24 protein-coding genes and 1 tRNA gene are annotated in these 22,952 nt (G+C 66.6%); 10 read left to right on the top strand and 15 right to left on the bottom strand.

The genetic code is table 11. The features are described 5' to 3' along the window. Window positions 1–42 precede the first annotated feature (42 nt). From SD196_RS16185 to SD196_RS16225, 9 genes are all read right to left on the bottom strand, one after another. A complete protein-coding gene (locus tag SD196_RS16185) occupies window positions 43–486 on the bottom strand; it encodes a cupin domain-containing protein (RefSeq protein ID WP_275611473.1) in 444 nt (147 codons plus the stop codon). A gap of 667 nt (window positions 487–1,153) precedes the next feature. Then, window positions 1,154–2,107: an AraC family transcriptional regulator gene (locus tag SD196_RS16190; RefSeq protein ID WP_275611472.1), complete on the bottom strand. Its 954-nt coding sequence runs from the start codon at window positions 2,105–2,107 to the stop codon at window positions 1,154–1,156. A 125-nt stretch (window positions 2,108–2,232) separates the two neighbouring features. Next, on the bottom strand, window positions 2,233–3,582 hold the full coding sequence (locus SD196_RS16195; RefSeq protein ID WP_331319784.1) for an MFS transporter: 1,350 nt from the start codon (window positions 3,580–3,582) through the stop codon (window positions 2,233–2,235). Between the two features lie 275 nt (window positions 3,583–3,857). After that, window positions 3,858–4,976 carry a sigma-54 interaction domain-containing protein gene (locus tag SD196_RS16200; RefSeq protein ID WP_275611470.1) on the bottom strand — a complete coding sequence of 373 codons (1,119 nt, stop codon included), beginning with the start codon at window positions 4,974–4,976 and terminating at the stop codon, window positions 3,858–3,860. Then, entirely contained in the window at window positions 4,973–6,157 is a 1,185-nt protein-coding gene (locus SD196_RS16205; protein WP_416310428.1) for an acyl-CoA dehydrogenase family protein, read from the bottom strand. The genes SD196_RS16200 and SD196_RS16205 overlap by 4 nt, the downstream gene beginning before the upstream one ends. Window positions 6,158–6,221: 64 nt before the next feature. Then, window positions 6,222–7,367, bottom strand: a complete 1,146-nt coding sequence (gene ssuD / locus SD196_RS16210) for an FMNH2-dependent alkanesulfonate monooxygenase (protein WP_275611468.1) — start codon at window positions 7,365–7,367, stop codon at window positions 6,222–6,224. Window positions 7,368–7,377: 10 nt separating this feature from the next. Then, window positions 7,378–7,935: an FMN reductase gene (gene msuE, locus SD196_RS16215; RefSeq protein ID WP_370599537.1), complete on the bottom strand. Its 558-nt coding sequence runs from the start codon at window positions 7,933–7,935 to the stop codon at window positions 7,378–7,380. Window positions 7,936–8,103: 168 nt separating this feature from the next. Further along, window positions 8,104–9,231, bottom strand: coding sequence for a saccharopine dehydrogenase family protein (locus tag SD196_RS16220; protein WP_275611466.1), 1,128 nt, complete (start codon window positions 9,229–9,231; stop codon window positions 8,104–8,106). 121 nt (window positions 9,232–9,352) lie between these two features. Further along, the gene (locus SD196_RS16225) at window positions 9,353–10,480 is read right to left on the bottom strand and encodes an ATP-NAD kinase family protein (protein WP_416310429.1); all 1,128 of its coding nucleotides are present in this window, start codon (window positions 10,478–10,480) and stop codon (window positions 9,353–9,355) included. Window positions 10,481–10,706: 226 nt separating this feature from the next. Between SD196_RS16225 and SD196_RS16230 the strand changes: the two genes are divergently transcribed. Further along, window positions 10,707–10,874: a PA1571 family protein gene (locus tag SD196_RS16230; protein WP_275611464.1), complete on the top strand. Its 168-nt coding sequence runs from the start codon at window positions 10,707–10,709 to the stop codon at window positions 10,872–10,874. 19 nt (window positions 10,875–10,893) lie between these two features. Here the strand turns inward: SD196_RS16230 and pdxB are convergent, their stop codons facing one another. Next, window positions 10,894–12,042 (bottom strand): 4-phosphoerythronate dehydrogenase PdxB, encoded by a 1,149-nt coding sequence (gene pdxB, locus SD196_RS16235; RefSeq protein ID WP_275611463.1) that lies wholly within the window; start codon window positions 12,040–12,042, stop codon window positions 10,894–10,896. 146 nt (window positions 12,043–12,188) lie between these two features. Between pdxB and SD196_RS16240 the strand changes: the two genes are divergently transcribed. Next, window positions 12,189–13,604 (top strand): MATE family efflux transporter, encoded by a 1,416-nt coding sequence (locus tag SD196_RS16240; protein ID WP_416310430.1) that lies wholly within the window; start codon window positions 12,189–12,191, stop codon window positions 13,602–13,604. Between the two features lie 3 nt (window positions 13,605–13,607). Here the strand turns inward: SD196_RS16240 and rhtA are convergent, their stop codons facing one another. Beyond that, window positions 13,608–14,492, bottom strand: coding sequence for a threonine/homoserine exporter RhtA (gene rhtA / locus SD196_RS16245; RefSeq protein WP_371228435.1), 885 nt, complete (start codon window positions 14,490–14,492; stop codon window positions 13,608–13,610). Window positions 14,493–14,544: 52 nt separating this feature from the next. Here rhtA and SD196_RS16250 point away from each other — a divergent pair, with 52 nt between their 5' ends. Then, a complete protein-coding gene (locus tag SD196_RS16250) occupies window positions 14,545–15,147 on the top strand; it encodes a helix-turn-helix domain-containing protein (RefSeq protein ID WP_343573366.1) in 603 nt (200 codons plus the stop codon). Between the two features lie 140 nt (window positions 15,148–15,287). Here SD196_RS16250 and SD196_RS16255 read toward each other — a convergent pair whose 3' ends face one another. Further along, window positions 15,288–15,953: a Bax inhibitor-1/YccA family protein gene (locus SD196_RS16255; protein WP_275611459.1), complete on the bottom strand. Its 666-nt coding sequence runs from the start codon at window positions 15,951–15,953 to the stop codon at window positions 15,288–15,290. Between the two features lie 135 nt (window positions 15,954–16,088). Between SD196_RS16255 and SD196_RS16260 the strand changes: the two genes are divergently transcribed. From SD196_RS16260 to SD196_RS16290, 7 genes are all read left to right on the top strand, one after another. After that, window positions 16,089–16,176 (top strand) — tRNA-Ser (locus SD196_RS16260). A 113-nt stretch (window positions 16,177–16,289) separates the two neighbouring features. Continuing rightward, window positions 16,290–16,682 carry a sulfurtransferase complex subunit TusD gene (gene tusD / locus SD196_RS16265; protein ID WP_331319791.1) on the top strand — a complete coding sequence of 131 codons (393 nt, stop codon included), beginning with the start codon at window positions 16,290–16,292 and terminating at the stop codon, window positions 16,680–16,682. Then, the gene (gene tusC / locus SD196_RS16270; protein WP_275611452.1) at window positions 16,682–17,041 is read left to right on the top strand and encodes a sulfurtransferase complex subunit TusC; all 360 of its coding nucleotides are present in this window, start codon (window positions 16,682–16,684) and stop codon (window positions 17,039–17,041) included. Before tusD ends, tusC begins: the two co-directional genes overlap by 1 nt. Then, entirely contained in the window at window positions 17,038–17,343 is a 306-nt protein-coding gene (gene tusB / locus SD196_RS16275; RefSeq protein ID WP_207883429.1) for a sulfurtransferase complex subunit TusB, read from the top strand. Before tusC ends, tusB begins: the two co-directional genes overlap by 4 nt. Then, entirely contained in the window at window positions 17,340–17,675 is a 336-nt protein-coding gene (locus tag SD196_RS16280) for a TusE/DsrC/DsvC family sulfur relay protein (protein ID WP_275611451.1), read from the top strand. Before tusB ends, SD196_RS16280 begins: the two co-directional genes overlap by 4 nt. Further along, complete coding sequence (locus SD196_RS16285; protein WP_343573362.1) at window positions 17,672–18,670, top strand: glycosyl transferase family protein; 999 nt, start codon at window positions 17,672–17,674, stop codon at window positions 18,668–18,670. Before SD196_RS16280 ends, SD196_RS16285 begins: the two co-directional genes overlap by 4 nt. Before the next feature lie 89 nt (window positions 18,671–18,759). Further along, window positions 18,760–19,761, top strand: a complete 1,002-nt coding sequence (locus SD196_RS16290) for a glutathione S-transferase family protein (protein WP_331319793.1) — start codon at window positions 18,760–18,762, stop codon at window positions 19,759–19,761. Between the two features lie 169 nt (window positions 19,762–19,930). On the opposite strand, the gene SD196_RS16295 is transcribed toward SD196_RS16290, so the two are convergent. The 3 genes from SD196_RS16295 to serS are packed head-to-tail and all read right to left on the bottom strand — an operon-like array spanning window position 19,931 to window position 22,942. Further along, on the bottom strand, window positions 19,931–20,278 hold the full coding sequence (locus tag SD196_RS16295) for a lysozyme inhibitor LprI family protein (protein ID WP_331319794.1): 348 nt from the start codon (window positions 20,276–20,278) through the stop codon (window positions 19,931–19,933). Further along, a complete protein-coding gene (gene cysG, locus SD196_RS16300; protein ID WP_343573359.1) occupies window positions 20,275–21,660 on the bottom strand; it encodes a siroheme synthase CysG in 1,386 nt (461 codons plus the stop codon). The genes SD196_RS16295 and cysG overlap by 4 nt, the downstream gene beginning before the upstream one ends. A 1-nt stretch (window position 21,661) precedes the next feature. After that, a complete protein-coding gene (serS, locus tag SD196_RS16305) occupies window positions 21,662–22,942 on the bottom strand; it encodes a serine--tRNA ligase (protein WP_275611446.1) in 1,281 nt (426 codons plus the stop codon). Window positions 22,943–22,952: the final 10 nt, after the last annotated feature.

The raw sequence follows: 22,952 nt of genomic DNA on the forward strand, positions 1-22,952 counted from the left end.
TGCAGGAGAGCTGGCGGCCCCGAGGAGCCGCCAGGAAGGTGCTCAGAGGTGGAAGACGACGCCGTATTCACCGGCGACCTGCACCGTCTTCGGAACATCCACCGGGCCGGGCGGCACCTCGCGATCCAGGGCGCGGAACATCTCGATGGCCTGGCTGCCGGCGCCGGTGACTTCGAGCATCTCGCCACCGCCGGAGCCGAAGTTGAAGCCGTGGAGGGTACCCGCGGGGATATGGATCAGGGTGCCGGCGTGGCAGGCGGCAGTGCGCCCGGCAACGGTGAAGACCACCTCGCCCTGCAGCACGTAGAAGGACTCGTCCCAATCGTGGGTATGCAGCGGCGGACCGGCTCCTTCGCCGCCCGCCTGATAGGTGATCCGTTGCGCCGCCGAATCGGTATCGGACACCAGGACGTTGATGCGGATACCGACGACGTTGAGGGCCGGGCTCCGTTCGCCCGGGTCGAGAATGAACGGGTTGGAACTCATGGACATGGCCTCCCCTGGGGCGGCGCAAAATGCACACGCCTCTTTTCAGTAGAGTTCATCGGCGAAGGCCAGGCGGGGAATCGGAAGAACGGCAGGGGCCGATCAGGACGAACGTGGGGCTTTCGTAGGAGCGGATCTTATCCGCGATTCGCCGGCAGGGACGTTTACGCGCAAACCATGGGAGTCACCTTGAGCGCCCTATTCCGCCGCGATGGATTTCGCGGACAAGGGCTAGGCGCCCCCGTCTCTCCTACGGGGAATACCGTGCCGTGCGGTTCGCGAGCAAGCTCGCTCCTACGAAGAGCCCATATCTCCGGCTTTTGCTCTGAAGACTTCCAGTGAAACATCCGCGCACTCCGAACGGCCCCTTTCAGGAGGCCGAGCGGAGTCGGAGTTTCAGGGGTTGAGCGGCATGGATGCCGCGAGAGCGTCGTTGAGCCATGGATGGCCCGTCGACGCGGGCCCCTGAAACTTCGATGGAGCGAGGGCATTTTTCGCCTAAGCGAAAAACCGTATGACAGGGGCAAGACCTTTGCCTTCTTTGGGGCGTTTGCCAAAGAAGGTCGCCCGAGGGGGCGAAACAAAATCTCTCAGAGCACACCGACGCGGCGCAGAAACACCCAGAACCAAACGCATCGCGGACGAAGTTCGCTCCTACGGCTCCGAGTCAGACGCGACGCTTGAGCGTCTCCGACGGCAGCTCACCGAACTGCTGGCGATAGCTCTCGGAGAAGCGCCCCAGGTGCAGGAAGCCATAGTCCAGCGCCAGCTCGGTGACGCTGCGCACCGGGCACGCCGGGTCGCCCAGGCAGGCGCGGATGCGCTCCAGCTTCAGGCGGCGGATGTACTGGCGCGGAGTAGTGCCGGCCTGGCGCTCGAACAGCGCATAGAGCGATCGCAGGCTCATGGACGCCTGGTGGGCCAGGGCCTCGATGTCGATGTCCTCGCGCAGGTGCCCCTCGATGTAGGCCTCTATGCGTTCGAAGGAGGCGCTGGCGCCGGCGATGGGTTCGCGGCTGACGTTGGTCTTGAGCAGCGTCAGCAGCTTGCTGGCAACGATCTGCTGGTAGTGCTCGTCGACCCGAGCCAGGCGCTCGCTGGCCTCGGACTCCTGGCAGACCATCGACAGCAGGTTGACGAAGCCTTCCAGCTCGCCCAGCTGGTAGCGGTTCTCGGTGAAGCGCACGCCGGCGCGCGGATGGCTCCAGCGCTGCTCGGCGCAGATGGCTTCGAGCAGCGTCACCGGAATCTTCAGGATGAATTTCTCGCAGTCGTCCGAGTAGGTCAGGTCGACCGGATCGTCCGGGTTGATCAGCAGCAGCTCGCCCGGCGCGAGGTAGTGCTCCTGGCGCTGGCCGCGCCACAGGCAGTGGCCGCTGAGCAGAATCTGCAGGTGGAAGATGCTTTCCAGCGCGGGTGAAGTGACGCGCACCGCGCCGCCGTAACTGATGCGACACAGGTCGAGGTTGGCGAAGCGCCGGTGGTTGAGGCTGGCCTGCGGATGCCCATGGGCCGGCAGGCGCAGGTCATGGGTGCCCACATGCTGGTTGACGTAGCCGGACACCGCGTAGGGGTCGGCGCGTTCGAATACTCGGCTACGTTCGCTCAGCAGGCTTTGCATGCAAGGGCACCAGGGTTGTTGTCAGCGGCCACGGTCTGCGCCGCGGTCGCTCCAGTCTATGCGAGCGGCGCGGCGTTGGGACGGGGCGGAGATGAATGGCAACACACTCATGCCGCCCCGCCCCATCAGGTGGCATCGGCGTGGCTGACCAGGCCTTTGATCACCACCGCGGCGGTGGCGATGGCGGCCGGGACGATCAGCGCGGTCAGCACCTGTTCGAAGTTCCAGCCCAGGCCCAGCAGGGTCGCACCGATCCAGGCGCCAAGGATGGCACCGAAGCGGCCGATGCCGAGCATCCAGGACACCCCGGTGGCGCGCCCCTGGGTCGGGTAGAAACGTGCCGCCAGCGACGGCATGGCCGACTGCGCGCCGTTCACGCACATGCCGGCGGCCAGCACCAGCGTCGCCAGTAGCGTGACGGTGCCCAGGCTCTGCCCCACGCAATAGGCGAACACACCGGCCAGGCAGTAGAAGAGGCCGATGACCTTGTGCGGATTGAAGCGGTCCATGGCCCAGCCCACCGCCACCGAACTGAGCACTCCGCCGAGCTGGAACAGCGCGCCGATGAAGGCCGCCTGCTCCATGCTCGCCCCCGCATCACGCATCAGGGTCGGCAGCCAGCTGGTGAGCAGGTAGACGATCACCAGGCCCATGAAGTAGGTCAGCCACAGCAGCAGAGTTCCCGCGCTGTAGGTGCCGGAGAAGACCACCTTGAACACGTTGCGGCTCTGCACCGTCTTCTGCTCGGGCACGCTGAAATCACGCGCGGCGACCACCTCGGTCGGCGCGATCGGCGCCAGCACGCGCTTGACCCTTTCCGCCCCTCGGTTGCGCACCACCAGGAAACGCGCCGACTCCGGCAGCCACACCAGCAGCACCACCGCCAGTGCCAACGGCAGCACGCCGCCGAGCAGCAGCAGGCTGTGCCAGCCGTAGGCCGGGATCAGCTTGGCGGAGACGAAACCGCCTGAAGCCATGCCCAGGTTGAAACCGCAGAACATGCTGGTCACCAGCAGCGACTTGAGGCGCTCGGGGGTGTACTCGGAGAGCAGCGTGGTGGCGTTGGGCATCGCCGCGCCCAGGCCGATGCCGGTGAGCAGGCGCAGCACCAGGAGCTGGTCGAGGTTGGCGCTGAACGCCGACAACAGGCTGAACAGGCCGAACAGGAACACCGCCACCACCAGCACGCCCTTGCGTCCGAAGCGGTCGGCCAGCGGGCCGGACCCCAGGGCGCCAAACACCATGCCGATCAGCGCGGCGCTCATCACCGGGCCGAGGCTGGCGCGATCGATCCCCCACTCCTGGGTCAGCGCCGGAGCGATGAAGCCCATGGCGGCGGTGTCGAGGCCGTCGAGGAAAACGATGAGGAAGCACAGCAGCACGATGCGGCACTGGTAGAGGGATAGCGGCTGGGCATTGATGAAGGACTGGACGTCGAGGGTGCCGGCAGCGGGCACGTGAGCGGAGCTGGTCATGCGAAGTCTTCCTGCGAAGGGTTCGTCGCAGCAGTGCCGATGTCGCCGAGACTGCCTTGAACGGACAGGAATGAGGCGCCGCCGGAGGACGCATGGACCGGCAACAAGGCAGGCGCTGAAGGCCCGGGCTGACGCTCATTGTTGTTATTGCCCCGCCCGGCCGGGCGGGGTGGAGCCAACAGTACGGAGAGTCGCCGGGCGGTTCAATTCGATTACCGCCTATGCGTTCGCTTATCGAACAACTTCAGTCAGTACCGGTTCCGGCAGCCACCACGTCAGATCGACAGACGCACGACCCGCTCCGGATCGACTGCGCCCGTGCCGCGCCGCTTGTTCACCACCAGCTCACCGATGTCGATCAGCCGCGTGCGGGTGACGTTGCGGCTGAGCCCCAGCAGGCTGGCGGTATGCACCTGGTTGCAGTGGCAGAAGCGATAGGCCGCACGCAGCAAGGCATCCTCCACCCGCGCGTGCAGGTTGCCGCCCTGCTCCTCGAACAGCCGCTGGAAGGCCTGCTGAAGCATCTGCTCGGCGCCGAGGGACTCCAGGCGCGGCTCCTCGCCACGTTCGATGCGCAGGTTGGACAGGTGCAGGTCTTCGGCGCGCACCACGCCATCGCGGCAGATCAGCAACGTGTGGTGGATGACGTTCTCCAGCTCGCGGATATTGCCCGGCCAGGAGTAGCTGCGCAGCTTCTGCGCGGCCTCGGCGCTGAGCTGGCTCGGGCCGTAGCCCAGGCGCCGGCTGTATTCGGCGATGAAGTGGCGGGTCAGCGGCAGGATGTCGCCGGGCCGCTCGCGCAACGGCGACAGCTCCAGGCTGACCACGTTGAGCCGGTAGTAGAGGTCCTCGCGGAAGTGCCCGGCGTTGATCGCCTTTTCCAGTTGCACGTTGGTCGCCGCCAGCACCCGTACGTTGATCGGGATGCTCTTGCGCGAGCCCAGGCGCACCACCTCGCGCTCCTGCAATACGCGCAGCAGCTTGACCTGGATCGGCATCGGCAGGTCGCCGATCTCGTCGAGGAACAGGGTGCCGCCGTCGGCTTCTTCGAACCAGCCGGCCTTGGCCGCCAGCGCGCCGGTGAAGGCGCCCTTCTCGTGGCCGAACAGCTCGGCTTCCACCAGGGATTCGGAGAATGCTCCGCAGTTCACCGCCACGAACGGTCCGCCACGGCGCGCGCTGAGGTTGTGGATGTGCCGCGCCACCAGCTCCTTGCCGGTGCCGGTCTCGCCGATGATCAGCACGCTGGCCTCGCTGGGCGCGACCTGCTGCAGGTGATCCAGCAGCGCCTGGGATTTCGGGTCTTCGAAGACCTGCGCCGTGGCGCGGATGGAGGTGGCCAGCGCGGGCGATTTGGGCAGGGTCAACAGCCCTTCGGGTGTGGTCGCGTTCATGAGTAGAAGGTCGGTTGCGGCAGTTGCTGGTTCAGCGCCCAGTCGCCCAACTCGCGGACCTTGTAGTCCACCGGGTCGTGCAGGGTCTGGGTGCGCAGGTTGCGCCAGTAGCGGTCGATGCGCAGCGCGGCGTGGGTGGAGCGCGCGCCGGTGACCTCGAACAGGCGGTTGCAGATATCCAGGCCATTGCGGGTGGCCGCGACCTTGGCGGTGGCGATGGCCACGGCCAGGCGTCCGCGTTCCTCGGCGTCCAGCGCGGCGCCCTTGCTCCAGGCTTCGTCGAGCAACTGCGCGGCACGGCGCACCAACAGGCGGGTGCTTTCCAGGCCGACCCAGAATTCGCCGTAATGCGCGAGTACGTAGGGGTCCTCGCCGACCGTGGGAACGCTTGCGCGGAACCACGGGCGGGCTTCCTTGAGCGTGTACTGCCGCGCCTCCTCGAACGCGCCTTCGGCGATGCCGAGGAAGACGTGGGTGAAGATCAGTTGGGCGATCAGCGGACGCAGGCAGGCGAACGGCGTGCTCAGCGGCCCCGGGTCGAGCAGCAGCTCACTCTCCTCCACCCGCACGCGCTCGAAGGTGGCGCTGCCGCTGTCGGTCTGACGCTGGCCCATATTGTCCCAGTCGTGGGCGAGGCTGATGCCGCTGCGCGCGGTGGGAATGGCGGCGATCAGCAATCTGCCACCCTCGCCGTCCAGTGCCGAGGCGATGAGCATTTCCGAATCCAGCGCGCCGGAACAGAAGCTCTTGCGCCCAGAGAACTCGCGCCAGCCGGCGAAGGTACGCGACACGGTGCGGGTGTCCAGCGGGTTCAGCGCGTTGCCCCAGAACCACTGGTTGCGTGCGGTCAGCTCGAACCACGGCTGCCACTGCTCCGGCCGGGAGAACAGGCGCACGGTGGCCAGCATCAGGTGCTGGAAGCCGAACACGTGGGCAATGGAGCTGTCGACCACGGCGAACTGGCGGACGATGTCCAGCGTGGTGCTCCAGTCGGCGCCCAGGCCGCCGTACTCACTGGGAATGATCAGCGACAGCAGGCCGCTCTGGCGCAGCGCATCGCGCTCCGCCTTCGGCGTGCCGCCACGGATGTCGCGCTCGGCGGCGGTTTCGGCGAAACCGGCGGCCAGGCGCTGGGCGATCTGCCCGGGTGTTTGTGCGTCGAGCCGCGTCTTGGCGTTCACGCTCGCTTCCTCTTCCTTTCGTTGTGTGGCGCGCCGGGCACCGCCGGCGCGTCGGTTGACCGGCTCAGCCAGCCTTGCGCTCGGGCAGCACGTCATTGGCGATCATTTCGCCGAAGGGCCCGGTGAGGTTGGTCACGCCGCGCCCGGCAAGGCTGGCGTAGGGCTCGGGCAGCAGCGGGAAGACCAGTTCGGCAAAGCGATATGCCTCTTCCAGGTGCGGGTAGCCAGAGAAGATGAAGCTGTCGATGCCGAGGTCCGCGTACTCCTTGATGCGCTCGGCGACCTGCCGCGGGTCGCCCACCAGCGCGGTGCCGGCGCCGCCGCGCACCAGGCCGACGCCGGCCCAGAGGTTGGGGTAGATCTCCAGCTGGTCACGGCGCCCGCCGTGCAGCGCGGCCATGCGTCGCTGGCCTTCGGAATCGAAGCGGGCGAAGGATTTCTGCGCGTTGGCGATGGTCTCGTCGGAGATGTTGGCGATCAGCTTGTCGGCGGCCTTCCAGGCTTCCTCGGCCGTCTCGCGGACGATCACGTGCAGACGGATGCCGAACTTCACCGTGCGGCCCTGCTTTGCAGCCTTCTCGCGCACGTCGGCAATCTTCTGCGCGACCGCTTGCGGCGGCTCGCCCCAGGTCAGGTAGACATCCACCTGCTCAGCGGCCAGGTCATGGGCCTCGGCGGAAGAGCCGCCGAAGTACAGCGGCGGGTACGGTTTCTGGATCGGCGGATAGAGTGCCTTGGCGTTCTCCACCTGCAGGTGCTTGCCGGCGAAGTCCACCGACTCGCCCTGCAGCACGCGGCGCCAGATACGCAGGAATTCGTCGGTGACTTCGTAGCGCTCGGCGTGGCTGAGGTGGATGCCGTCGCCACGGTTTTCATCCGGGTCGCCGCCGGTGACCACGTTGATCAGCAGGCGGCCGCCGGACAGGCGATCCAGGGTTGCGGCCATGCGCGCGGAGACGGTCGGCGAGATGATGCCGGGACGGATCGCCACCAGGTAGCGCAGGCGTTCGGTGAGCGGCGCCAGGGCCGAGGCGACAACCCAGGAGTCTTCGCAGGAGCGGCCAGTGGGAATCAGCACGCCGTAGTAGCCGAGGGCGTCGGCAGCCTGGGCGATCTGCTTCAAATAAGGCAGCGACACGGGGCGGGCGCCCTCGCTGGTGCCGAGGAAGTGGCCGTCACCGTGGGTGGGCAGGAACCAGAAAACGTTCATCGATGACTCCTCAGGCGGATTTGCGCAGTTGCGGGCGGGCGAACAGCGGCGCGGCGCGTTCGGCGGCCAGTTGGATGCGGGCGCGCAAGGTGTCGCTGGTGATCTGGTAGTTGGCGAAGTCCGCCTCGCTGGCATACACACCGATGGGCAGCGTGATCGACTGGAAGAAGCTGAACAGCGGGCGCAACTGGTGGTCGAGGACCAGCGCATGGCGCTCGCTGCCACCGGTGGCAGCGAGCAGCACGGGGGTGTCGACCAGGGCGTTCATGTCCACCAGGTCGAACAGATGCTTGAGCAGGCCCGGGTAGGAGCCGCGATAGACCGGTGAGGCGACGATCAGCAGGTCGGCGGTCTCGATCTCGCGCAGGGTGGCTTCCAGCTCGGCAGAGAGTTCCTGGCGGGACAACGCGGCACCCAGCGGGCGGGCGATGTCGGCCAGTTCGATGAGGTGGGTCTCTACCGGCAGGCGTTCGCCGAGGGCGTCCAGCACGGCCTGGGTGAGCACCAGGGTGCGCGAGGGGCGATAGGTGCCGCCGGAAACGGCGACCACTTTGATGGGGCTGGTCATGGGTTTTCCCTGTTGACTGTTGCGCTAGGTACAGAGGCCTTGAGCAAGGGCCGTACCAACAGGGAAATGTGCGATTTCAGGGCAGTCTGGCGGGGTTTGGCCAGTGTTTGCTGTCAGTCTGGCAACAACGCTGCTGATCCGCTGCTGCCAGGGCAACACTTCACCCCATCAGTGAACGGCGAGCTCACGCAGGCCGTGGGAAATCTTCAGGCCTTCCAGTTCAGCCAGGTATTCCCCGGTGCTGATCAGGCCGATACAAGGGGTCGCCCCGCGCTGCTGCAATCGTCCGGCTGCCAGCTTGCGCGCCAGCGCAACCGCCGCCATGCAGGGAATGTTCGGGCCATGGTCGTCCTGGGCAAGTATTTCCCAGCACAATGCCAGGGGGCGGTCCTCGCCATCGACGCCCTGCAGATGCACGAACATGCCGCTGCGCCCGTCACCCAGCGGCTCCATGGCCACCGCCATGCGGTGCAGGCTGGCGCCCAGGCCGGCGGGGTTCTTCACCAGACCGGCGCGCACCAGCCAGGAAAGACCCCAGGTGCCGAACTGGGTGAGGCGCAGCCCCAGCCCGGCGGAAAAGCGCACGTCCCGCACGCCGGGGTAGCGTTGCGGGAACAGCTCCAGGTCCGGCACATCGCAGTGCGCCAGCCAACGCCGCCCCAGGGGCGCGGGAAAGCGATGGCAGTTCAGCCCCTGCCAGCCATGCACGTTCTGCCAGCGGCCCTGACGCCACTGACGCAGCGGCTTGCCGCAGTAGCCCAGCACCGCCTCGACCGTGGCATGGCCGGGAATCTTCGCCGAAGAGCTGATGCCGTGGTGGATGCTGTCCAGGCGCTGGAAACGCGGCAGCAGTTCGTCGATCACCGCGGCAGCCAGGCCGGGAACCGAGCTGGCGCCGCTGCACACCAGCACGCCGGCGCTGCGGGCGGCGCGGTCGAGTTCATGGATGCCGCAGACGAAGTGGCGCGCGTCGGCCAGGTCGATGTAATGCGCCCGCGCCCCGATGGCGGCGCGGGCAACGCGGTAATCCTGGCCCTGGAAGGGGCCGGCAGTCGAGATGACCAGGTTGACCTTGAGTTCGTGGAGACGGCCTGCGAGCGTCGGCTGGTTCATGTCCAGGCATACCGCCTCCCCGCCCACTTCGCGCGCCAGCGCGCTGGCGCGTTTCTGGTCGCGCCCGCCGACCAGCACGCGAACCCCGTCGATCCCGCTCAGGCGGCGCACGATCAGGCTGCCAAAGTTGCCGTAGCCGCCCAGCACAAGGACGCGAAATGACGATTCAACTGACACAGACATCGATACTCCCTTGAATCCGCTGGCGCGACGCCAGCTCCCTGGCCGCAGCCGCAAAGCGTTGGAGTCTAGAACAACGGCGAGAACCTTCACCTTCTCGTCGGCGATGGGCGCGAAACCGGTCTCAGGCCTCGGGGCCCCAGCCCAGCGGATAGAGCAGCTCTTCCTTGTAGCCGGCCCACACCCGCACCGCCGCCGGGAAGCTCGCGTCCAGCGCCGCGTCGCCGCTGTCCACCAGCAGCGGCCGGCCTTCCAGGGTGCCGAGCTTGCGCTTGGTGGCGATCACCCGCAGGCGGTCGATGCCGATGGCGCTCAGCACGCGCGGGCTGATCTGCTGGTTGCCGCGACCGAGGATGTGGCCCTGGCCGCCAATGGCGGTGACCAGCAGGAAGGCTGGATGACCGTCCACCAGCTCGAACAGTTGCGATTCGGTGACGTCACGGGCGATCACCTCGCCGTTCTCGATCACGTCCACGCCCAGCAGCGTGGTTTCCAGGCGCAGGTCGGCGGCCAGCCCGTGCAGGGTCGAACCCGGCCCGAAGACGTAGCGCACGCCTTCTTCCCAGCTGTCCTCCAGCCAGGCGGCGAGGTCGGCCAGCACCAGTTCCTCGGTCTCCATGCCGGCCTGCTTGACGTGCTGCATGAAGTGCCCTTCCTCGGGCACCGTCAGTTCGGCGTACCAGCGCGCGGCGACTCGGCCATCGCGCAGGGCGGCCTCATCGAGGTCGCGCACCTCGCCCTGGGTCAGGCGCACCAGCCCACCCTCCACCAGCCGCCGCGCCAGCTCCCCAGCGGCACGCGGGCTGATGGCATAAGCCCCGGAATGGATCTTCACCCCGGCGGGAATCCCCAGCACCGGCTGGCCCTCGCGTGCAACCTCGGCGACATCGCGCGCGGTGCCGTCGCCACCGGCGAAGAGGATCAGCGCGACGCCGGCGTCCTGCAGCGCCTGCACGGCATGACGGGTATCCGCCGCCGAGCTGCGTTCGCCCTCGATCGCGCCGACCAGCCGATGGGAAAAGCCCATGTCCGCCAGCAGATCGGCGCCCATCGGCCCCGGAAAGGTGAGGAACTCCAGGCGCTCGCGCACCGGCAGCAACTGCTCCAGCGCCACCCGCGTGCGCTCCGCCGCCCGAGGCTGCGCGCCGCGAGCCAGGGCCAGTTCGGCCACCCCATCGCTGCCCTTGAGCGCGGTCGGTCCGCCGATACCGGCCAGCGGATTGATGATCAGGCCTACGCGAAAGCCATCCATACTCACCTCGAGTCATACCACCGGTGCAATGCCGGGCCGAACTTCACTATAACGACAAGCAGCGAACCGGGGTCTTGCAATTGGCACGCAACCTGCGTGACATGCGAGCGTACGGTCGTCTGCCGCTGTGGGTGACGCTTCTCCGCCGCCGTCCGTGCGGCCTTTGTCACCGACGCTTCATGTGATCTGCCTAGACTGCATTCAAACGTTGTAGAGGAGACTGGCCATGAGCTTGCAACACACCCCCGCCCCCCGCCCGGTGCCCCGGGACCCACAGCAGCCGGTCGGCGGCTCGATCATCGACGCCCAGGGCCGCGAGATCCCGATCACCGAAGACATGATCCAGCGCGCCTGCCGCGAACTGGAAAAAGGCACCGAGCCGCCTCGCCGATGAGTGCGCGGGCAGTCCCACCCTACTCCCCGACCCGGTTGGCGCCCAGCGCCGTCAGCAGGTTTTCCAGCCGCGGCGCATCGCCCTGGATGTCCACCCACAGCCCGGTGATTTCCCGTCGCGGCGGGTAGTGCTTGCGCAGGGCATCGAATGCCTTGCGCCGCGCCTCGGCATCCCCCACCAGACTGCGCCGGAAAGCCGCGTCATCGCTGCGCGGGTCGTACACCGCACGGCACAGCATGGCCAGCGCCCAGTCCGGGTCGCACTCTTCCTTCAGGCTCAGTTCGGCCAGCCATTGCGCCGGCAGCAGGTCGTCCAGGCTCACTTCCGGCGCGCGCCCGAGCCAGGCGCAGAAGGCATCGTAGATCTGGGCCGTGCCGCGCAGCTTGCCGTCCAGGCTGTAGCCGGCGATGTGCGGCGTGGCGATGCGGCAGCGCGCGGCCAGTTCGACGTCCACCTGCGGCTCGCCTTCCCACACGTCCAGCGCCACGTCCAGGTCAGCGCCCGCTTCCAGATGCGCGCGCAGTGCGGCGTTGTCGACCACGCCGCCACGGCTGGCGTTGAGCAGCCAGGTGCCGGGACGCAGCGCCTTGAGGCGCTCGGCATCGAGCAGGTGACGCGTCGGGTGTTCGCCATCGCGGGTCATCGGCGTGTGCAGACTGATCACGTCGCACTCGCGCAGCACTTCTTCCAGGCTGCGGAAGTCACCTCCCTCGGAAGCGGCGCGCGGCGGATCGCAGACGCGCACATCCCAGCCCAGCCCGCGCAGTACATCGACCAGACGGCCGCCAACCTGACCGGCGCCAATCACGCCATAACGGCGCTCGGCCAGCTTCGCCCCGTGCACCTCAGCCAGCGCCAGCAAGCTGCCCAGCACCCAGTCCACCACGCCACGGGCGTTGCAGCCCGGCGCGCTGGACCAGGTGATGCCGGCCTCGGCGAAGTAGTCGAGGTCGAGATGATCGGTGCCGATGGTGCAGGTGCCGACGAATTTGACCTGGCTGCCTTCGAGCAAGGCGCGGCTGACGTCGGTCACCGAACGCACCAGCAGCACCTCGGCATCGCCCAGGACGGCGCGGTCGATGCCGCGTCCGGGCAGGCGACGGATTTCACCGTGACCGCCGAAGAAGGCTTCGACCAGGGGAATGTTTTCATCGGCAAGGATACGCATGGACTGACTCCAGAAATCGGCACCGGCTACTTTACCAGCGCGCCTGCGCGCGGTCCCGCAACTTGCAACGATGCTTTCCTGACCAGACTGACAAGTCGTAAACTGGCCGGCTTCCTTCCGCTTCCTTCCGCCAGAAAAGGACCGCCGTGACCAGCATCGCCCAGCCCGTCTCCCGTGGACGGCGCGCCCTCATCGAGTTCAAGGAACTGCTCAGCCTCGCCATGCCGATCATGATCGCCCAGCTGGCCACCACCGCCATGGGCTTCGTCGATGCGGTGATGGCCGGCAGCGTCGGTCCGCGCGACCTCGCGGCAGTGGCGCTGGGCAACTCGATCTGGATTCCGGTGTTCCTGCTGATGACCGGCACCCTGCTCGCCACCACCGCCAAGGTCGCGCAGCGCTATGGCGCCGGCGACCAGCCGGGCACCGGCCCGCTGGTGCGCCAGGCGCTGTGGCTGGCGCTGCTGGTCGGCCCGCTGGCGGCGGCGACCCTGTGGTTCCTCTCCGAGCCGGTGCTGCGGGCGATGAAGGTCGAGGAAGCACTGATCGAGCCCAGTTGCTTCTACCTGCGCGGCATCGCCTGCGGCCTGCCGGCGGTGGCGCTGTACCACGTGCTGCGCTGCTACAGCGATGGCCTGGGGCGCACCCGGCCGAGCATGGTGCTGGGCATCTGCGGGCTGATGCTGAACATTCCGATCAACTGGATGCTGATCTACGGCCACCTCGGCTTCCCGGCCCTGGGCGGCCCCGGCTGCGGCTGGGCCACCGGATCGGTAATGTGGTTCATGCTGCTGGGCATGCTGTTCTGGGTGAACTGGGCAAAGGTCTACAAGCCGAGCCAACTGTTCGCCCACTGGGAGTTGCCCAACTTCAAGGTGATCGGCAGCCTGGTGGCGGTCGGCCTGCCCATTGGCATCGCGATCTTCGCCGAATCGAGCATCTTCTCGGTGATCGCCCTGCTGATCGGCGAGCTGGGTGAGAAAGTCGTGGCGGGTCACCAGGTGGCGCTGAACTTCAGCGCGCTGGTGTTCATGATCCCCTACTCGCTGGCCATGGCCGTAACCGTCCGCGTCGGCCAGGCCCTTGGCGCCGGCACGCCGCGCGATGCGCGCTTCGCCGCAGGCGTCGGGATGGGTGCCGCGCTCGCCTACGCGTGCATTTCCGCCAGCGGCATGCTGCTGATGCGCGAGCACATCGCCGCGCTCTACACCCAGGACCCTGAAGTGCTGGCGCTGGCCGCCTCGCTGCTGGTGTTCTCCGCGCTGTTCCAGTTCTCCGACGCCGTGCAGGTCACCGCCGCCGGTGCCCTGCGCGGCTACCAGGACACCCGCGCGACCATGATCATGACCCTGTTCGCCTACTGGGGTATCGGCCTGCCGGTGGGCTACAGCCTGGGCCTGGCCCACTGGCTGCAGGAGCCCACCGGGCCACGCGGCCTGTGGGAAGGCCTGATCGTCGGCCTGACCTGCGCGGCGGTGATGCTGTGCATCCGCCTGGCCCGCAGCGCCAAGCGGCAGATTCTCCTGGGCGAGAAGCGCCTGAGCGAACGCCTCTCCAGCTGATCCTCAGTCAGCGACCGGCAGCGCCAGCGGCTCCTTGGGACGACTGCTGAGGGTGGTGCCCACCGAGGCGAAGATGATCGCGCCGATGGCCAGCCACTGGTGCGAAGTGAGCTGTTCACCGAGGAATACCAGCCCGGAGATCGCGCCGAACGCCGGCTCGATGCTCATCAGGGTGCCGAAGGTGCGCGCCGGCAGGCGTGTCAGGGCGATCATCTCCAGGGTGTAGGGCAAGGCACTGGAGAGCACGGCCACACCCAGCAGCGCCGGCAGGAGGCTCACATCCAGCAGTGCACTGCCGGCATGGGCGAAACCGATGGGGGCCACGCAGATTGCGGCGATGGTCACCCCAAGCGCCGCGCCCTGGGCACCGAGATCATTGCCGGCACGCTGGCCAAAGATGATGTACAGCCCCCAGCAGACGCCCGCCGCCAGCGCCAGCAGTGCGCCCTTGGGGTCCACGCCCTGGCCCAGGTCCCCAATCGGCAGCAGTACCCAGAGGCCGAATACCGCCATGGCGATCCACAGGAAGTCGATCGGCTTGCGCGAGAAATACAACGCCACCGCCAGCGGCCCGGTGAATTCCAGCGCCACTGCGATCCCCAGCGGCACGGTCTGCAGCGCCATGTAGAACATCAGGTTCATGCCGCCGAGGGTCACGCCGTAGGCGATCAGCGGCACCAGCGACTTGCCGTTGAGCGAAGTACGCCACGGCCGCAGGATCGCCAGCAGGAGGATCGCGGCGAACAGCAGGCGCATGGCGGTTACGCCCTCGGCTCCCACCAGCGGGAACAGGCTCTTGGCCAGGGAGGCGCCCGACTGGATCGAGGCCATGGAGACGATCAGCAGGAGAACCGGCAGGACAGTGGAGATGAAGCGAGAGCGAGGCATGATGCGGACCTGAACAGGCGTTGCAACGTTAGGGAAATCTTGGTTGACTGTTATGCGCAACATAATGCGCAAAAAGGCCAGAATGAGCAATATACTGCCCACTCCTTCCGATCGTCCCAGTGTGCTGGTGCACGTCGCCGATAACGTGAAGACCCTGCGTCGCAATAGCGGCTTCAGCCAGGATGCGTTGGCCAAGGCCTCTGGTGTCAGCCGGCGGATGCTGGTCGGCATCGAGAGCGGCGACACCAACGTCAGCCTCGCCACCCTGGACCGCATCGCCGCCGCCCTTGGCGTGACCTTCGCCGACCTGGTCCGGCCGCCGTCGACCCGCAACCTGTCCCGCGTCGACGCGGTGGCCTGGGCCGGCGCGCAAACCGACAGCCGCGGCACCCTCCTCGCCAGCACGCCGGCCACGCGCCAGGCGGAGCTCTGGCACTGGTCCCTGGCACCCGGCGACCGCTACAACGCCGAGCCGGACGCTGACGGCTGGTACGACATGGTCTATGTGATCGAGGGGCAACTGACCATCGTGCTCGCCGAGGAGACGGTGACCGTCGAGGCCGGCGGGTTCCATGTGTTCAAGAGCAGCCAGCCGTTTTCCTACCAGAACCATGGGGACGTCCTGGCGCGGTTCGTGCGCAACGTCGTCAATTGATTCTGCAGGAGCGAAGGAAGTTGCCCTCCCCCTGTGAAAAGCCGCCCCGGCCCTGGCTCTTGAAGTCGACCAGAGAGCGCACCCCGAACGACCATAAAAAAGCCCGCATCAATGCGGGCTTTTTTATGTTTGCGTAACGATCAGTCGTCGCTGCCCATGATGCCGAAGATCTGCAGCAGGCTGATGAACAGGTTGTAGATCGAGACGTACAGGCTGATGGTGGCCATGATGTAGTTGCGCTCGCCACCGTGAATGATCGCGCTGGTCTGGAACAGGATCATCGCCGAGGAGAACAGCACGAAGCCGGCGCTGATGGCCAGTTGCAGGCCGCTGATCTGGAAGAACAGCGAGACCAGTACGGCGCCCAGCAGCACGAAGAAGCCCGCGGTGATGAAGCCGGACAGGAAGCTCATGTCCTTGCGGGTAGTCAGCACGTAGGCGGACAGGCCGAAGAACACCAGGGCCGTCATGAAGAAGGCCGACGAGATCACACTCGCGCCATTGGCCATGCCCAGGTACAGGTTGAGGATCGGGCCAAGGGTGTAGCCCATGAAGCCGGTGAGGGCGAAGGTGCTGAGCAGACCCCAGGCGCTGTTGCGCAGCTTCACGGTGAGGAAGAACAGGCCGTAGAAGCCCAGCAGCACCACGAAGATGCTCGGGTAAGGCAGACGCATCTGCTGCGAGGCGAAAGCCACCAGACCGCTGAAGGCCAGCGTCAGCGCGAGCAGACCATAGGTATTGCGCAGGACGCCGCTGACCTCTTTCTGCTCCACGGCCGTGGAGTCGAGATATTGCCGTTCTTGCATGTCGAGACACTCCTGTTTAAGCGGGATACGGGTCCATGACCGTAGTGCCATTCATCATAACAGAGGCAAATGGGCCTCGAATCACCAGAGTTTGACAGTGTGTTGCGATCCGGTACTATGGCGCCCCGCTCATGCGGAAGTGTGGCCGAGTGGTTTAAGGCAGCGGTCTTGAAAACCGCCGGGTGTAACAGCCCCCAGAGTTCGAATCTCTGCGCTTCCGCCATTATTCTCTACGTCAAAAGCCCCGCCCAGCGGGGCTTTTGCGTTTCCGCTGCACGGCAAAAAACGACAGAGTGCCGTATCATCCTGCGAAAATTCGTCGCGAAGGCCCGCTCCATGAAGTTCGTCATCGCCCTCTTCTCCCCGCCGCATTCGCCGGCAGCCCGGCGCGCCCTGCGCTTCGCCGAAGCTGCGCTGGCCGGCGGCCATGAAATCACCCGGCTGTTCTTCTATCAGGATGGCGTGTACAGCGCCTCGGCCAATGCCGTGGCCAGCCAGGACGAGCTGGACGTCGCCGCCGCCTGGACCCGCTTCGTCGCCGACAACCAGCTGGACGGCGTGGTCTGCATCGCCGCCGCGCTGCGCCGTGGCGTGCTGAACGGCGAGGAAGCCAACCGCTATTCCCGCCCTGCCGCCAACCTGCAGGCACCCTGGGACCTTTCCGGCCTCGGCCAGCTGCATGAAGCGGCGCAACTGGCGGACCGCCTGGTCTGCTTCGGAGGCGACTGATGGCCAAATCCCTGTTGATCATCAGCCGTCAGGCGCCCTGGGCCGGCCCCGCCGCCCGCGAGGCGCTGGACATTGCCCTGGCCGGAGGCGCCTTCGACCTGCCGATCTCGATGCTCTTCCTCGACGACGGCGTCTTCCAGCTCGCGCCCGGCCAACGCCCGGCCAACCTCGAACAGAAGGACCTGCAGGCCAACCTGCAAGCCCTGCCGCTGTTCGGCGTGGAAGCGCTCTACGTCAGCCAGCGCAGCCTCGGCGAGCGCGGCCTGGACGCCGCCAACCTGACGCTGCCCGTACAGGCGCTGGACGCCACCGCCCTACGCGACCTGCTGCAAACCCACGACCAGGTGATCACGATCTGATGGCTACTCTCCACCTGCTCTCGCACTCCCCCTTCGACGACGGCCGACTCGCCAGTTGCCTGCACCTGCTCGGCCCGGACGACGGCCTGCTGCTGACCGGCGACGCCGTCTACGCCCTGCGCGACGGCACTGCGCCCTGCCAGGCGCTGGAGCTGATGCCCGCCGCCAACGGACTCTTCGCCCTGCTGGAAGACCTTCAGGCGCGCGGCATGGACGATGTTCCCGCCCGCGTCATCGCGGTCGACTATCCCGGCTTCGTCGAGCTCTGCACCCGCTTCGACAAGGTGAATGCCTGGCTATGAGCACCCTACTGGTCAACGGACAAGCCCTGCCGCTGGACAAGGACGGCTACCTGGCGCACCTGGACGACTGGAGCGACGCCGCCGCCGAGGCCCTGGCGCACAACGAAGGCATCCACCTGACGCCCGAGCATTGGGAAATCCTCCTGCTGCTGCGCGAGTTCTATGGCGAATTCCAGCTCTCCCCAGCGAACCGGCCGCTCATCAAGTACGTCGCCCAGCGACTGGGCACGGAAAAGGGCAGCAGCCTGCACCTCAACCTCCTGTTCAAGGGCACCCCGGCCAAGCTTGCCGCCAAGCTTGCCGGCCTGCCGAAGCCGACCAACTGCCTATGACCGCCGCCCCGCTCGTCCTGCAGACACCTGAAGAACATCCGTTCGCCCAGTTCGTTCGCATCCTCGGCAAGGGCAAGCGCGGCGCGCGCGGCCTGACCCGCGAGGAAGCCCACGAAGCACTGGGCATGATCCTCGACGACAAGGTCGAGGAGGCCCAGCTGGGCGCCTTCCTGATGCTGCTGCGGCACAAGGAGGAAAGCGCCGAGGAACTGGCCGGCTTCACCGAGGCGGTGCGCGAACGCCTGCAAGTGCCGAAGATCGCCGTGGATCTGGACTGGCCCAGCTACGCCGGCAAGAAGCGTCACCTGCCCTGGTACCTGCTGGCCGCCAAATGCCTGGCCGGCAGCGGCACCCGCATCCTGCTGCACGGCGGCGGCGCCCATACCGCGGGCCGGCTCTACACCGAACAGCTGCTGGAGCAGCTCGGCCTGCCGCTGTGCCGCGACTGGGATTCGGTCAGCAACGCACTGGACGACAAAGGCATCGCCTTCGCACCGCTGGTGGACTGGATGCCGCGTCTGCAACAGATGATCGAGCTGCGCAACACCCTCGGCCTGCGCTCGCCGATGCACTCTGCCGTGCGCCTGATCAACCCGCTGGGCGCGACCTGTGTGCTGCAGAGCATCTTCCACCCCGGCTACCAGGCGGTGCACCGCGAGGGCAGCCGCCTGCTCGGCGACTACGCCATCGTCATCAAGGGCGAAGGTGGCGAGATCGAAGTGAATCCCGACGCCAGCTCGCACCTCTATGGCTGCCGCGCTGGCGAAGCCTGGGACGAGGAATGGCCAGCACTGTCGCCGCTGCGCCACGTCAAACCGGAAACGCTGGCCCCTGCCGAACTGGTCGCCTTCTGGCACGGCGAAAGCCAGGACTCCTATGGCGAACTGGCGGTACGGGCAACGATGGCATTGGCCCTGCGCGCGATGGGATTGCCGAGAGACGAAGCCTTCGCGGAGGCCGATAAACGCTGGACCGCACGCGATAGATCGATCTGATCGATATCTGAAATCCTGTTTTTGCGCTAATCAATCGAGTCTTTATCGATAGACTGGTCCCATCTCCCCTGCTTTCTGGAGCACACACGATGGGACAGTTGATCGATGGCCGCTGGCATGACCAGTGGTATGACACCAGCAAGGACGGCCGCTTCCAGCGCGAGAACGCTCAGCGCCGCAACTGGATCACCGCCGACGGAAGCCCCGGCCCCAGCGGCGAAGGCGGCTTCCGCGCCGAGCCCGGCCGTTATCACCTTTACGTTTCCCTGGCCTGCCCCTGGGCCCACCGCACGCTGATCTTCCGCCAGCTCAAGGGCCTGGAATCACTGATCGACGTTTCGGTGGTCAGCTGGCTGATGCTGGAAAATGGCTGGACCTTCGACAAGGCGCTGGGCTCGACCGGCGACAAGCTCGACGGCCTGGACTTCCTCCACCAGCGCTATACCAAGGACGACCCGCACTACACCGGCCGCGTCACCGTACCGGTGCTGTGGGACAGGCACGAGCAGCGCATCGTCAGCAACGAGTCGGCGGAGATCATCCGCATGTTCAACTCGGCTTTCGACGACCTCACCGGCAACCGCCTGGACCTCTATCCGGAGCCGCTGCGGGCACAGATCGACGAACTGAATGAGCGTATCTACCCGGCGGTGAACAACGGCGTGTACCGCGCCGGCTTCGCCACCACCCAGGCGGCCTACGAAGAGGCGTTCAAGACCCTGTTCAACGAACTGGACTGGCTGGACGAGCGCCTGGGCAAACAGCGCTACCTGGCAGGCGAATACCTGACCGAGGCCGATGTGCGCCTGTTCACCACGCTGATCCGCTTCGATGCCGTCTACCACGGCCACTTCAAGTGCAACCTGCGGCGCCTGGCGGACTACCCCAACCTATCCGGCTGGCTGCGTGAGCTGTACCAGTGGCAGGGCGTCGCCGGCACGGTCGACTTCCAGCACATCAAGCACCACTACTACGCCAGCCACCGCACCATCAACCCGACTGGCGTCGTTCCGCTGGGACCACAGCAGGACTTCACCACGCCCCATGGGCGGGAGCATCTGCCGGGCAAAGGCATCGCGCAGAAAGGGTGAGGCTGGCGTAGGGCGTATAACGTTCGACGTTATACGCCGATACACCCATCTCCTCGTCGACTTCGTGGTTGAGCCTGGCGAAGCACAGCTCCGAGTTCAAATCCGAGCAGGTCGGCAGTGAAGGTCAAACGGCGTATAACCGCGAACGGTTATACGCCCTGCGCCGGAATCAGATCGGCTTGTCGATGCCGTCGTAGACCTTCTGCAGTGCGTCGAGGCGTTCCTGATAGCGTTGCTTCAGGCAAGCCTTCCTCGCCCCACAGGCGCGCCGCTGCTCCAGCCACGCGAGCTGAGAATCGCCCAGGTTGCCGCGCATGCCCATGGCGAACAGCCCCCGGAGCAGGCGGTAGGTGGTAGCCATCTGCACATCCAGCTCGGATAGCTGGCGATCGGCACAAATGGCTTTTTCGTCTGCCTGTTTCGCCTTGCTGCAGTCAAAGCTGGCTGCGGAAGCAGGCAGCGCGACGCAACCCAAGGCGCAAACAACGCCCAGTGTCACGCCAAGCACGGCCTTCATTGTTGCCCTTCGAACCAGGCGAGCTTGTCCCGCAACTGCACGACTTCGCCCACGATTACCAGGGTCGGCGCATGCACCTCATGCTCCGCCACCAGCGCGGGCAGATCGGCCAGCGTGCCGGTGAACACCCGCTGGTGCACGGTAGTGCCCTGCTGAACCAGCGCCGCCGGGGTATCGGCGGAACGCCCATGGCGCACCAGCTGCTCGCAGATCACCGGCAAGCCGACCAGTCCCATGTAGAACACCAGGGTCTGCCCCGGCGCCACCAGATCACCCCAGGGCAGGTCGGTGGTGCCATCCTTCAGGTGCCCGGTCACGAAGCGCACCGACTGCGCATAGTCGCGATGGGTCAGCGGAATGCCGGCATAGGCCGCGCAACCGCTGGCTGCGGTGATACCGGGCACGACCTGGAACGGGATGCCATTGGCCGCCAGCTCGTCGATCTCTTCGCCGCCACGACCGAAGATGAACGGGTCACCACCCTTCAGACGCAGCACGCGCTTGCCTTGCAGGGCCAGCTCGACCAGTTGGCGATTGATCTCGTCCTGCGGAACGGCGTGGTCCGCACGGCGCTTGCCGACATACAGTCGATCGGCATCGCGGCGGCACAGTTCGAGAATGGCCGGCGCAACGAGACGATCGTAGAGCACCACGTCGGCCTGCTGCATCAGGCGCAGGGCACGGAAGGTCAGCAGGTCGGGATCGCCCGGCCCGGCACCGACCAGATAGACCTCGCCACGGGATTCGGGCTGCGGCGAGTCCAGCTTGTCCGCCAGCAGGCGTTCGGCTTCGTTCGGCTGACCGGACAGCATGCGTTCTGCCACCGGTCCCTGGAACACCTCTTCCCAGAACTTGCGGCGCTGCTGCAGGTCCGGCAGGCGTTGCTTCACGCGCTCGCGGAAGCGGCTGGCGAGCCCGGCGAGCTGGCCGTAGGTCGCGGGAATCCAGGTTTCCAGTTTGGCCCGCAGCAGCCGCGCCAGCACCGGTGCATCGCCGCCACTGGAGACAGCCACAACCAGCGGCGAACGATCGACGATGGCCGGGAAGATCACGCTGCACAGAGCAGGCGCATCGACCACGTTGACCGGCACGCCACGCTCGTTGGCATCGCGGGAGACTTGCGCGTTGAGCGGCTCATCGTCGGTCGCGGCGATGGCCAGCACGCAGTCCTGCAGATCGCCGGAAGCGTACGGGCGCAGCAACAACTCGCCCTGCACCTGCTCGACCAGCTCACGCAGCTCGGAGTGCACCGCGGGCGCCACGACCCGCAGCACCGCGCCGGCGTCGCTCAGCAGGCGCGCCTTGCGCAGTGCGACATCACCGCCGCCGACCAGTAGCGCGCGACGTCCGCGCAGGATGTGGAACAGCGGCAGGAAGTCCATTTCAGCCGATGACCTCGATGCCGGCCATGTACGGCTTGAGCACTTCCGGTACGCGGATCGAGCCATCGGCCTGCTGGTAGTTCTCCAGCACGGCGACCAGGGTGCGGCCCACGGCCAGGCCCGAGCCGTTGAGGGTGTGGACCAGTTCCGGCTTGCCGGTTTCCGGGTTGCGGTAACGCGCCTGCATGCGGCGGGCCTGGAAGTCGCCACAGTTGGAGCAGGAGGAAATCTCGCGGTACTTGTCCTGGCTCGGCACCCAGACTTCCAGGTCATAGGTCTTGGCGGCGCCGAAGCCCATGTCGCCGGTGCACAGCGCCAGGGCGCGGTACGGCAGCTCCAGAGCCTGCAGGACTTTCTCGGCGTTGCCGACCAGGCTTTCCAGGGCTTCCCAGGATTTCGACGGCTCGACGATCTGCACCATCTCGACCTTGTCGAACTGGTGCTGGCGGATCATGCCGCGGGTATCGCGGCCGGAGGCGCCGGCTTCGCTGCGGAAGCACGGGGTGTGGGCGACGAACTTCAGCGGCAGTTCCTTCGCATCGAGGATCTGGCCGGCCACGATGTTGGTCAGCGACACTTCGGCGGTGGGGATCAGGTACAGGTCGGCTTCGTCTTCGCGCTGGATCTTGAACAGATCCTCCTCGAACTTCGGCAGCTGGCCGGTTCCCTGCAGCGCCGGAGCCTGCACCAGGTATGGGGTGTAGGCCTCTTCGTAACCATGCTCGCGGGTGTGCAGGTCGATCATGAACTGCGCCAGGGCGCGGTGCAGGCGGGCGATCGGGCCGCGCATCAGGGCGAAGCGGGCGCCGGACAGGCGGGCGGCGGTCTCGAAGTCCAGCCAGCCATGCTTCTCGCCCAAGGCGACGTGGTCCTTGATCTCGAAATCGAAGGTGCGCGGAGTGCCCCAGCGGCGGACTTCGACGTTCTGCTCTTCGTCCTCGCCGACCGGCACGGATTCGTGGGGCAGGTTCGGGATGTTCAGCAGCAGGTTGTCCAGCTCGGCCTGGATGGCGTCCAGTTCGCGCTTGCCGGATTCCAGCTCCTCGGCCATGCGGTTGACCTCGGCCTTCAGCGGCGCGACGTCTTCACCGTTCTTCATGGCCAGGCCAATCGCCTTGGAACGCGAGTTGCGCTCGGCCTGCAGGGTCTCGGTGCGGGTCTGCACGGACTTGCGCTGGCTCTCCAGCGCTTCGATGCGCGCCACGTCCAGGGTGAAGCCACGGGTGGCCAGGCGTTCCGCAACTTCCTGCGGCTGGGTACGAACCAGTTTGGAATCGAGCATGCTGTCTTCT

Source organism: Pseudomonas macauensis, assembly GCF_047902425.1.
In the GTDB taxonomy this organism is placed as follows: Bacteria; Pseudomonadota; Gammaproteobacteria; order Pseudomonadales; family Pseudomonadaceae; genus Pseudomonas.